This window comes from Proteiniborus sp. DW1, assembly GCF_900095305.1.
GTDB lineage: Bacteria > Bacillota > Clostridia > Tissierellales > Proteiniboraceae > Proteiniborus.
In genome coordinates this window covers 132,572-145,568 of sequence record NZ_FMDO01000030.1, presented here as the reverse complement: position 1 = coordinate 145,568, position 12,997 = coordinate 132,572, and the positions used below count along the sequence as shown (strand labels likewise).

9 protein-coding genes are annotated in these 12,997 nt (G+C 31.4%); 2 read left to right on the top strand and 7 right to left on the bottom strand.

Annotated elements, in window-relative coordinates; genetic code table 11:
• Nucleotides 1-4: 4 nt before the first annotated feature.
• From hutH to DW1_RS07620, 7 genes are all read right to left on the bottom strand, one after another.
• Entirely contained in the window at nt 5-1,531 is a 1,527-nt protein-coding gene (gene hutH / locus DW1_RS07650) for a histidine ammonia-lyase (protein ID WP_074350017.1), read from the bottom strand.
• 185 nt (nt 1,532-1,716) lie between these two features.
• Nucleotides 1,717-2,265: an RNA 2',3'-cyclic phosphodiesterase gene (gene thpR, locus DW1_RS07645; protein WP_074350016.1), complete on the bottom strand. Its 549-nt coding sequence runs from the start codon at nt 2,263-2,265 to the stop codon at nt 1,717-1,719.
• Nucleotides 2,266-2,279: 14 nt separating this feature from the next.
• Nucleotides 2,280-2,651: a hypothetical protein gene (locus DW1_RS07640; protein WP_074350015.1), complete on the bottom strand. Its 372-nt coding sequence runs from the start codon at nt 2,649-2,651 to the stop codon at nt 2,280-2,282.
• Between the two features lie 45 nt (nt 2,652-2,696).
• Nucleotides 2,697-3,698 carry a LacI family DNA-binding transcriptional regulator gene (locus DW1_RS07635; RefSeq protein WP_074350014.1) on the bottom strand — a complete coding sequence of 334 codons (1,002 nt, stop codon included), beginning with the start codon at nt 3,696-3,698 and terminating at the stop codon, nt 2,697-2,699.
• 76 nt (nt 3,699-3,774) lie between these two features.
• Nucleotides 3,775-9,165 (bottom strand): diguanylate cyclase, encoded by a 5,391-nt coding sequence (locus DW1_RS07630; protein WP_074350013.1) that lies wholly within the window; start codon nt 9,163-9,165, stop codon nt 3,775-3,777.
• A gap of 339 nt (nt 9,166-9,504) precedes the next feature.
• Nucleotides 9,505-10,926, bottom strand: a complete 1,422-nt coding sequence (locus tag DW1_RS07625) for an MATE family efflux transporter (protein WP_159433570.1) — start codon at nt 10,924-10,926, stop codon at nt 9,505-9,507.
• A gap of 1 nt (nt 10,927) precedes the next feature.
• Nucleotides 10,928-11,392 (bottom strand): MarR family winged helix-turn-helix transcriptional regulator, encoded by a 465-nt coding sequence (locus tag DW1_RS07620; protein ID WP_074350012.1) that lies wholly within the window; start codon nt 11,390-11,392, stop codon nt 10,928-10,930.
• Between the two features lie 217 nt (nt 11,393-11,609).
• On the opposite strand from DW1_RS07620, the gene DW1_RS07615 reads away from it, so the two are divergent.
• Both DW1_RS07615 and DW1_RS07610 read left to right on the top strand, forming a co-directional pair.
• On the top strand, nt 11,610-12,572 hold the full coding sequence (locus DW1_RS07615) for a M23 family metallopeptidase (protein ID WP_083605581.1): 963 nt from the start codon (nt 11,610-11,612) through the stop codon (nt 12,570-12,572).
• 21 nt (nt 12,573-12,593) lie between these two features.
• Nucleotides 12,594-12,977 carry a bactofilin family protein gene (locus DW1_RS07610; protein WP_074350011.1) on the top strand — a complete coding sequence of 128 codons (384 nt, stop codon included), beginning with the start codon at nt 12,594-12,596 and terminating at the stop codon, nt 12,975-12,977.
• Nucleotides 12,978-12,997 lie beyond the last annotated feature (20 nt).

Below are 12,997 nucleotides of genomic sequence, written 5' to 3'. Positions count from 1 at the left end.
TCCCTTAATATAGTTTACCAACACACTCTTCAACTTTCTCTACAATAATGTTTGACTTTAATAAAGACTCACATTTGTTTATTTCCTTGTACATTATTTTGTCATCTTCAAGCTTAGCTACATCATTCCTCACTAATTCATAAGCAATACTAGTTCCCTTTCCTAAGCCCTTATTGCCTCTTAAGTCTATAGCTTGACATGCACCTAAAAGCTCCATTGATAGTACTTTTCTAGTATTATCTAATATACTTCTTGCTTTTCTAGCAGCGATTGTCCCCATAGATACATGATCCTCCTGATTTGCTGATGAAGGTATAGAGTCTACACTTGCAGGATGTGCAAGTACTTTATTTTCAGAGACTAATGATGCAGCAGAATATTGAACTATCATAAATCCTGAGTTTAACCCACCCTTTTCAACTAAAAATGCAGGCAATTCACTTAATGCTGGATTTACTAGTCTTTCTAGTCTTCTCTCAGAAACGTTTGCAAGCTCAGCTAAAGCTATACCTAGAAAATCAAAACTTAAAGCCATAGGCTGTCCATGAAAATTCCCACCTGAAATTACTTTATCTGCATCTCTAAAAATTAAAGGATTGTCTGTAGCCGAGTTAATCTCAATCTCTACTTTTTGCCTTACGTATTCTATGGCATCTTTACTAGCTCCATGGATTTGAGGTAGACATCTTAGGACATAAGCGTCTTGAACCCTTACTTCTCCTTGCTCTGTAGTCATATTGCTATTTTGTAATACTCTTAATAGGTTTCTTGCTGTATTTATTTGACCTTGATGCGGTCGTACTTGGTGAACATTTTCATCAAAAGCTGTCACAATACCATATAGTCCCTCTACAGTTAGACCTGCTATTATGTCTGCCATTTTACTTAAGTTCATGGCATCATATATAGTAAGTGCACCTATTGCTGTCATGACCTGTGTACCATTAATTAAAGCCAGGCCCTCCTTTGAAGTTAGTTCTATAGTTTGGATACCTGCTAAATCCATTGCCTCCTTTCCTGATAATCTAGTTCCATTGTAAAACGCCTCTCCTTCTCCTAGCATTACAAGGACCATATGAGAAAGAGGTGCTAGATCACCACTTGATCCCAGAGAGCCCTTTTCAGGAATTACAGGATGAACTCCTTTATTAATCATCTCTATAAGTGTATTTAAAGTTTCAAGTCTTATGCCTGAATATCCTTTTGCTAATGCATTTGCTCTTAAAAGCATAACTCCTCTGACTATTTCCTCTTCTAGGGGTTCTCCAACTCCACATGAATGACTAACTATTAAATTTCTTTGGAGAGTTTTTGCTTCATCCTTTGAAATAACCACATCACTGAATTTTCCAAATCCTGTAGTAATCCCATACACTACCTTTTCATCATTTACATATTTCTCTACTACTTCTCTTGATTTCAACACATTATTTATAGCATCTTGGGATAGTTCCACATTATAATTATTCCTACAGACATTAACTACATCCTCAATTGTAAGGTTATTTCCATCTAAAATTACTTTCCCCACAGTATCACTCCTTGTCATAATATTAATTGCATATTTATCTATTCTTTAATTATTTAAAAAATCCTGCTACATTTCCAAAAAAATTTTAAACCTTCAACAAATTTTAGCAGTGTATAGTTTTAACTTGATAAAGTATAAAAGGGACTGATGCCCAATGAATTTATTCATTCATTGTACATCAATCCCTATAATGAAAATGTTTTTATAGGAGTATATATTCTTTTTCCATTTGAAAACTGACTTTCCATAAAGGAAATCTTACTTAGTGTAAAACTAAAGTTACAATCATCTTTTAATAACTCTTTAACTGAATTAAAGCTATCTTTTAAAACAACATTTCTTCCTAATGTAATATGAGGATTAAATCTTCTTTTCTCTCTTGTGTACCCTAGCTTGACCATGCTCTCTTCTATCATGTTATTTAGATTTTGTAAAGCTTCTATCTCTCCCTTTAACCCTAAATACAACACTCTAATATCCGAATCTCCTGAAAAGAAACCTATATTCTCCAAAATCAAATTAACAGCATTAGCATGATTTAAAGTGTTTGAAAGTTGCTCTTCAATTTTATTACATTGTTCTACGGTTGTTTCTCCAAGAAACTTAAGGGTAAGATGGAAATTATCAATATGAGTCCATCTCCCCTTTATGGAAAAACCTCTGAGCTTATCTTGAATTAAAGCAAGCCTTTCTTTTAAAAGACTATCAAACTCAAAAGCAATAAAAGTCCTCATATCAACACCACCAGCTATATATAATAATATATCACCACAAAAATCAAAGATATAATAATATTAACAAATCCAATAACAGATAGTGTCTTTGATGCTTTTTTAAGTACCAACTTAGCTTTAGCTACATCATCTTCATTTTCATCCCTAGGCTTTAATATAGATCTTTTATGCACTAACCAAGCAAAAGTTCTTGTTAGTGCTCCTAAAATCAACAGTACAGTTCCTACAACAAAAAAATAGTCGCTAAAAATCATACTATTAACAAATCTTCCATGCTTTATAAAAGCAATTATAATTATAACTAAAAGTAATATACATATAGCTAAAAATATTCCTTTATTGTTAAGAACATGCTGTTGTCTTCTGTTGTTGTTATTATCAGTCATATTGACACCCCACTGCAAGACTATCTATTGTAATATCATTATTATTTATAATTTAGCACAGCTTTCTCTTTTCTGGATTTGAAATGGAAGAAATATAGTATTATTATCTATACTTTCTTTCTTTATCTCTTTGATTATTCTCCTAATAGCTACTGCTCCAATATCATAAAAAGGCTCTCTAATTGTTGTCAATCTAGGTCTGAATACAGAAGCTATCTTAATATCTCCATATCCTGCAACAGATATATCTTCAGGAACCTTAAAGTCATTATCATATAGATAGTTTAGTACTCCGATGGCTAACTCATCATGACTACAAAATATTGCTGTAATATCACTTCCTGATTCAATAATATCTCTACATATTTCATATCCATCCTCTATACCTCTACCTTTAGCGTAAAAAATATTATCTGCAAGTCCTTCATTTTCAGCTATTGCTTTTTTATAGCCCTTTACTTTAAACAATTCTAATGAATGTTCATCCTGACTAGCTGATACATAGGCAATGTTATCATGTCCTAATTTAATCAAATAATTAGTCATCTCATAGGCAGCCTCAGAATTATCTATTGTCACAGTAGGAAAGTCCTCATTATAGAAATATCTATTTAGGTAAACAAAAGGCACTTTAAAGTCTTTTATTTGCTTGTCAAATTCACTATCTAGTGAGTCAGAAATTAATATTATACCCTCTACTTGTTTTCTACTTAGAAGTTGCATAAATTTTAGTTCTGTAGCTTTGTCTCCATAAGTACTACAGAGTAGAATATCGTAATCATACATTTTCCCAACTTCTTCAATTCCTCTTACTAACTGTGCAATATATGTATCTCCTAAGTCTGTGACTATTACTCCAATTAAAAATGATTTCTTAGTTACCAATGTTCTAGCTATTTCGTTTGGTTTATATCCTAGCTCTTCAATTACTTCAAGAACCTTCTGTCTTATTTCTGAACTTACAGGTTTAGAATCATTAATGACTCTAGAAACTGTGGATATTGATACACCAGCCTTTTTAGCTACGTCCTTAATAGTTACAGTCATAGCATCACTCCTTTAATTTTCTTCTTAATTTTTATTATATCATAGAAATCAAATATATATGTAATAGCAGCTACGACTATAGCATAGCTGCTATTATACCTCCAAGATTGTTAACAAGATTAAAACTATTGTATTCAAACTCCTTTTCCTTAATTGGCACTGTTAGCTGTAGTACACCCTTTACTAATCCATTATTAACTAAGGGCACTACAATCACTGATTGCCAATTAGGATTCCCTGATACTAGATCTATTTCTCTTATATCTTCCCAATCAATAAAGTACTCCCCATTCTGCTCATTAATGGCTTTGTAAATTGTTTTTTTATTGTATTCTAAATCATCTATCCAAGCATCTGAAAATCTAAGCCTACCATAAGCACTTTCAATATTTTTTTCCTCATCTAGTGTAATAAGAATACCTTTTTCAGCCTCTAAAGCTTCAATTATTCTACCAAGAACTCTAAATATCTTGTCTTCTTTATCTGCTTTTTCCTTAGCTATATCGATTATTTCTATTATTACTAAACCAATCCTCTGATCCTTAACAGTGTTTCCCGTCACTATTCCTGCTAGCCTATCAAGCCTTTTCCTTGACTTTCCTACGTCATTACTCCAAGAAACACTTATATTCCTGCCTGTTTCCTTTGCTATATATGATGCTTGGTCTGCCTTTTCTATAAGTTCTTCTTCTGATTGCCCATGTTCAGGGTAAGATGATAATCCTAAGCTAATCGTTACAGGATAATTCTCATTAATCAGATTAGATTTTTCTACTGCTTTTCTAATCTTTTCAGCAACCATTTCTCCTTCTTTTAGTTTAGTATCAGGCAAAACAACTATAAATTCTTCTCCACCATATCTACCCACAATATCAGTTTTCCTTACATTTTCAGAGATAATTCTCCCAATCCTCCCTAGAATTTCGTCGCCTTTTCTATGACCAAAGGTATCATTTACATTCTTAAACTTATCTATATCTATCATAATAACTGTAAAGTCTTTTCCATCTCTTCTGGCCATTGAGATAAAATCCTTAAATACACTATCAAAATGTTTACGAGTATAAACTCCTGTTAGTTTATCTACTGAAGATATTATTTTAAGAATGTAATTGTCAATATTAATAGATATAAGGTGAGAAAGAGCATCAATAAGTTTATATCTCTTACTATCAAATTTATTGAAAATTCTATCTGTATCTAAATATAAATATCCAATTATAGAATCCAAATTGATTGATTTATTTCTTTTTCTTCTGTCTAGAAGATTACTCTCATCATCTAATGGCTTCAATTTAAAAATAGGCATACATATCATAGCCTTTATATTATCATTTATACTAGATAACCCATCAAATCCTTCATAGCCAAAAGACTTATTAACTAAAATGCCCTTATTTTTTTGTTTAATCTCAGATAAAATAATTTCTTTATCAGGTGTAAAATCTTCCTGCGATGTCGAGGCCACCGTAATTAACTGATCTGTTTCAAAATCAAGTATAACAATTAAACCTCTGCTTGCAAAAGTCTTATTAACTGCATAGTTTAGTATAGAAGTTAAATTGTCCATATAATTATTGCCCAATTGTAAGATTAACTCTTCAAAGCTATTAGCAATTTCCCTTTCAGTTTCAGAGCTTTCACTATATCCAATATTATAAATATCTTCACTAAATAGGTCCACTATATTTTTGATATTAAAGAAGTCCTCTAATCTAGTGTTTTCAGTATACTCAATAGGCTCATTATATATAACTTCACTTCCCTTAACAACAGAAACAACTTTTCTAAGCCTATGTAGAATCATTGATGCCCTATTCTTATTAACGAAGGTGACCTGTAAGCTTTTATCTGGTATTTTTTTTGCTAACCTGTACACTAAATCAAATGCAGTTAAATAACAATTTACTGCCCTGTAATATTTACCACTATTAAAGTAAATATCTCCAAGCTCAATATTAGTAAAGAGCTCAATTTCATAATATCCTTTGTTTTTGACTTTCTCTGAAACACTAATTAGAATATCACTATCCTTATTCAAGGTGCCTATAATCATATTTCTAAACAAGTCTAAATAGTCTGTAGTAAATATATCCTTTATTTCCTCGTCTTCTAAGAGTAAATCGTGTGCAAGTGAATGGTCTCCATATAGAATAGAAATATGAGCTAGTATCAATAGGCCCTTTCTTCTTTCTCCCGAGTAATTAATAGTTTTGTATAGGTTTCTTATTTCATATATTTCTTCCTTATCTATAGTTCCACTTGACCAATACTTTATCAATATGTTTTTTAATCTCATGTCTAGCTTGACTATGTTTTCTCCATAGCCATTATTGATTGTATAATGTAAATATTCAAGAGCTTTCTCATAGTTACCAAAAACCAAATAAAAATTAGTTAAAAAATAAAAATATTTATGTAAGTTTTGGTCTTCTACAAAGCCCTCATTAAACAATCTATTGGCTTTATCAAAATGATTATGACACTTATCGAATTTACCACTGAATAGGTATATGAGGCAAAAGCTAACTTGAGATAGAAACTGTGAATTCTCATCTTCAATATCCCTAGAGATGCTTTCCATCCTCTCAATATATTGCTCAGCCTTTTCATAATCATTGGTTCTTATATATAATTCCCCTATGTTATTCAGCAAAGTTAGTTCATTCTCAAGAGACTGAAATCTTCTAGATATCCCTATACCTTCCTCATAATATTTCATCGCAGTATTTATATCGTCTAGAAAATCTGAATACATATATCCAATATTATTTAAAGCTCTAGTTGTTTCGACAGAATCTCCAGATCTTTGAAAATAATTAGCACTGGTTATAAAGTAGTCCTTTGCCAAATCAATAAAACCAGTATGAAGCTTGGCTATTCCCATCTGATTATAAAAATGTCCAATATATAAATCAAAACCATATTCTATAGCAATTTCCAGGTATTCACTAGTAGTATTAAAAACCTTGTTATAATATCCTCTTGATATATCTACCCTATTAACTAATCTTACTGATTTTAATAGCTCTTCTATATATCCATTTCTTTCAGATATTTTTTTTGCCTCTTCTGCATATTGTCTTGTAAGCTCTAGATCAAATCTTCTATAGAATGCAGCAGCCAAACCATTGTAACAAATCACTAAATACTTCGCAGAATTAATTTTTTTAGCTATTTTTAGTCCTTCTTCATAACTTTTTATTGACTTTCTTGTCATCCCTTGATCTAAGTACAGATTACCTAGATTGGCTAATACCTCAAGTTTATCTTTGTCTTTTCTTTCCGTTTCTTCCATAAGCCTGTATGCATTTTCCCATAAATGTATACACTGAATGTTACCAGCTAAGCCTTTCATTTTTTTAGCATTAGAAATAATTTTATTGATAGCTTTTTCAGTCTGATTACACATATTATAGTGGTAAATAAGTTCATCTATATTTCCTCTATCTTGCTGAGTATAGGTATTTTCTAAAGTTGCTGCAGCTTTTTCATGAAGTCTTAGCTTTTCATCATTTGAAATATCGTTATATATAAACGTCTTTATATGCCTATTATAGAAGTCATAAGTAAATCCCCAATCTTCAACTCTCTCATCAAGAATTTTCATAGAAACCAATCTATCGATTAACATCTCAACATCATTGTTGTAATCTGTAGCTATTTTCTTAATTATATTTTTTGAAACAGAAGTATTAAATATTGAAACATACTTAGCTATCTCTAATAACTCCTTATCAAGGAGTTTCACCTGTCTTTCTATTGCATCTTCTATATTGGGTGGAATGTATAAAGTGGTATAATTCATAGTAGGAGCATCCCAATTACCTCTTTCATTAATAAAGAGCTCACCTGTAGCAACAAAGTTCTTGATAGCTTCTTCTATATGTGCAGGATTTCCTAGCGTATCGTTCATAACCTTAGTAGAGAATCTAATCGGCTTGTAACTAATTCCAAGAACACTTTTTATTAAGCTAGTAGTCTCATCCAAATTCAAACGTAAAAGTCTATGTTCATAACTCTTCTTTTGACTTATCCAGCCATTTATAGTATCACTAAGTTCCCTTTTTTTCTTTAGCAAATCCTTATCGTATGAAACAATCATTACCAAAGGGGCTTGCCCGCTACTATTAATTAAATAATTTATCAAATTAATAGTTTCCATATCGCTATTATGAAGATCATCTATTATTATATATGTAGGAGTATTCTTTACATGTTCAATAATAAATTTTGTTATTCTATCATATAGTCTAAATCTTTCTTTTGTTCCACTCAGCACAGGAGAAGGCTTAATATGTCTAGATTCTGATATTTCAGGTATTATCTTAACAAGTTCACATCCATAAGTATCAATTAGCCTAATATCGCACTCCTTTATCATACTCTTTAGTATCCTAATTATTGGACTCAATTCTCTAGTGTTTGATTCTGAAATAGCCGTATGATACACTTGCCGCTTTCTCATTTTAAGTCTATAGGCTAGTTCATTTAACAATCTCGTTTTTCCTATGCCTTCTTCACCTGTAAATGATATTAATCTTTTATTTATTATTCGGCTATCAAGCTTACTATCATCTTCTAAGATATTGTTAATCTCTTTATCTCTACCAATAATCGGATTGCTAAAATTTAGAATGTTTCTCCCCTCTGTCAAGTTAAGCTTATAATCTTTTCCAAAAATACTGTTAATTTCTCTAGCAATCTCACTTACGTCCTTAATTCTTAAATCACAATCCTTATCAGTTAATCTTTTAATAATTTTAATAACTCTGCTTTTCTGAGCTTCACTTAAGCCTAACTCTTTTGATATTATAAATTTTTCTTCAGTATTAATAGAGGCATAACCCGACAACATGGCTTTAAACACCATACCAATTGAATAAATATCAGCTCCAATCTTTGGATCATTTTGCTTTAATCTTATCTCTGGAGCTGTAAATAAATTATATTCATCGTCATATAAATTTTTTAAGTCTATTTCATAAATTGTCGCATAATCAACTAATTTAATACTAAATCTGCTATCAACAACAAAAATATTGTCTGGATTAATAAATTTATATGTATAACCTCTAAAAGCCATATATGACGCTAATTCTAAAAGCTGGTATACAACATATAGTATCTGATCAATATTCATTTTTCCAATATGATTACTAAGCTTAGTGCCTTTAATAAAGTCGAATGTATAAAAAAACTGCTTCATAGTAATAGATTTATTGTTAATAGAACTTACAATATCAAGACTATGGTTAGCAATAATGCATTTATGTCTTAAGCTTTTCATTTTGATAAAAGTATCCACAAGTTCCTTAAAAAGGGAGTAATTGTTGCTGTCATTGATAAACAACTTTAACAATAGTTCATTATTATTATTCCATAAGTCATATACCATATATAATACACTATGGTCATATGTTTTGAATATTCTATTGACTCTATATCTACTATTGATCAGTTGCATCTTATTTCCCCCATAAGCTGAAAATATTCCCGTTGGAACCTAAAATTAGGAAACACACTTATAAATATTATATCACAAATATTAAGATGTTTTAATACATAAATTTAAGTTTCTATCAAAACATTATAAGCACAGGAAACATTTATTTAAACTCATTAATGGGAAATCATCCTATGTAGGAACATCAAAGTAGGATTTTTCTATTTGTTATAAAAATACTTAAATATGTATACTTAGAAACCCATAGAAAAATCCTCTGCATAAAGCAAAATAAATGAGGACTTTACTATGGGTTAGAAAATAGAGTAAATAACTCTATATTGCTTATTCGGTTTTATCCTATACTTTTATATGCTTCCACTTACCAGCCCTAAACATAAAGAAATATAATATTCCTCTAACTATTAAGTCTATACTCATAGCTATCCAGGCACCTATCAAACCCCATTTGAAAATAATGACAAAGATATAAGTTAATAGCAACCTAATGCCCCATATTCCCGTTAGAGTTATTACTAAAACTCGCCTAGTATCTCCAGCACCTCTTAAAGCCCCAGAGAAACCCATAACTGCTGCTAAGAATGGTTGTGATATAGCTACTACTCTTAAGCAAATTCTACCCATGTCTATTATTTCTTTATCATCAGTGAATATCCTAAGAAAATAATCTGGCCATATAAAGAAAAAGACCCCAACTATAGCCATTAAAATCGCACCCATCTTAACAGCTATAAATCCACTTTTCTCTGCTAATTTTGGTTTCTCTGCACCTAAATATTGGCCTACTAAAGTAGTAGCTGCTAAGGCAAATCCAAAGCCTGCATTAAAGGATAAAGATTCAGCAGTCATAGTAATCCTATGTGCAGCAAATGTAACAGTTCCTAGAGATGAAACTATTCTACTAAATAGTAATTGACCAAACCTCATAAGAAATTGCTCTACAGCCGCAGGAATTCCAATGTTAAAAATCCTTTTTATAACTAGAGTATCAAATCTCCATTTTTCTTTAAAGTCAATCCTTACAAATCTTCTGCCTTTAACTAGAATCCACATTATAATTACAAACCCAACAAATCTTGAGAAGGTAGTAGCAATTCCTGCTCCATCAACTCCCCATCCCGCTCCTGGAATAAATAGTGAAATGTTTTTATTAAGGAAAGGAATATTAATGTCTATATTTCTACTCTGATATATCAAAAAAAAGTTTCCCACTATATTAACTATATTAGAAATTCCATTTATGTACATGGGAGTTTTAGTATCTCCTCCACCACGTAATACACCATTCATAACCATGGTTATTATCATAAAAGGAAATCCCCAGGCATTTATGCTAAAGTAAGAAGCTGATATAGGTACTACATCAGGCTCAGCTCCCATTAGCTTAACAATGGGGACAGCAAGAGATAGCCCTAATACTACGAATACTGCAGACATAATTATGGTTAATATTAAGGACTGCCTCGCCACATTATTAGCTTCATCTTGTTTTTTCGCTCCAATAGCTCTAGCAACTAGAGCTGTAGTACCAACACTTATAGAAGCAAAAAAAGACATAGATGTCATCATGGGCATATCGCTAAGTCCTACTGCTGCTATTGCTGTTGCTCCTAAACTGCCAACCATAGCCATATCTGCAAAGCCTAAGAGAGTTTGCATTAGCATTTCTCCTATAGCAGGTAGAGCTAGTTTAAGTGTGGATTGCTCCAAATTAGACTCAGGCAGTTCATCGCTTTTTGCATTCACTGTTTCTTCAGTCACTTTATTCTTTTCCCTCCTTATTTTTTTCATCAGTCATAGCATCATATAAATATTTTAGATTTTTTAATAGAACATCTTTATCATCATCGCTTAAGCCTGCTAATTTTTCTGATAAGTATTCCCTTCTTTTTTCTAATACTTGCTTTACTATTTCGTGACCCTTAGGTTGAACCACTAATCTAACAACTCTTTTATCTTGTTCATCCTTTTCTCTAGTAACTAACTCACTTTTTTCCATTCTATCTATTAAATCTGTAATAGTACTACAAGCTAAGGACATTTTTTGACTTAGCTCTCCTATAGTAAGTTGTTTATTGTTTACTAAGTGCTGAAGTGCAACAAATTGAGGGTCTGTAATACTTATGTCTTTTAAAATCTCCCTACCTTTTTTCCTAATAATCCAATCAATTCTTCTTAAATATTTCTCAATTGATACTACATTGTTCTCAACTTCTTTTTGGTTCATGGTTTCACCTCCTAATATGTTTCGCCTCACTAAATATATTATATTATAATGATAAATTAGTCAATCTTTCAAAGTATAGAAGCTTTCTTTGGTTTCCTGACAAAAGAAACCAATTTTAAAATTTAATTTTTTGTAAAAAAGATTTAGTAAATATTGCTAGAATATATTATATTTAATGATATAATACATATGATACTATCTTGAAAGGGGGGCAAAAGTGAAAACCGTACATATTAAAAACAAGAAAGCACAGACGTTTTCGTTGTTAATAATTCCCCATTCAAAACAAGTCAGTCAAGTAAATATTGCAACCTGGGTCCCAAAATTTCTTGCAGCATTAGTTGCCACTTTATTATTCATTTCAGGATATCTATGTTTTAAACTTTATACATCGTATAATATCTTGAAACAAGAATATAGTGAAAAGACTAATAAACTAAATGCACTAGAGGAAATAAACCAGCAGCAAGAACAAGAGATTGCCAAATTAAGAAATATATCTGCAGAAGTTCAGGAAAAGCTAGAAACCATAGACAACTTGCAGGGAATTGTAAAATCATTAGTAGGTCTTGAAGATTTCTCTGAAAAAGAAGAAGATCCAGAACAAAATATTAGTCGTCTTCCTTCTCGAGGTGGTCCAAGCCTTAAAACAGATTTTCTTTTAGACTCAAGTAAAAACGACATCGAAATTCAAATAAAAGAATTATCTTCTTTATTAGATAAAAGTCATCAAGATTTAAACTCTCTTATAGAGGATGTTGAAGTCAAATTAAAATATCTTGATGCAAAGCCTAACTTAATGCCTACTACTGGCAGAGTTACTTCTGGATTTGGCTATAGAAAAAATCCTTTTGGAAGAGGGCGAGAGTTTCACAATGGAATAGACATAGCAAATAGCTCTGGAACAGAGATAAAGGCAGCAGGAAGCGGAATTGTAACTTTTGCTGGATATAATGGTGGTTACGGAAGATATATTATTATAAGCCATGGATATGGATATCAGTCTGTTTATGGACATAATAGAAAATTATTAGTAAAGGTTGGAGACAAGGTTGAAAAAGGGCAAACCATCAGTGAAATGGGAAACTCAGGTAGAAGTACTGGTCCTCACCTTCACTTTGAGGTAAGATTAAACGGAAATCCAATCGATCCAATGAAGGTTATAGATAATCTAGACTAACTAATTTTTGGGGGGATAAATGTGTTTAAAAAAGGTCAAGATAGTTCAGATAAAATAGATACCTTAATCGGTAAAAATACTAAGCTAATTGGAAAAATAGAAGCTAATGGAACTATTAGAGTTGATGGTGAAATCGATGGAGATATTGTTGCAGATGGAAATATAACCATAGGAGCAGATGGAAAAATCACTGGTAATCTAGAGGGCAATAATATTTTTATATCTGGAACAGTTTATGGCAATATTAGATGTAATGAGCATCTTAGATTAGGTAATACAGCAAAACTTGTTGGAGATGTAGAAGTAAAAACTCTAATAGTAGATGAAAATGCTATTTTCGAAGGTAAATGTAAAATGGAAAGCATGAACAGTGAAAATTTGATAGATAAAACAACTAGTGAATAATACAAAGGAGCCTGGCGGCT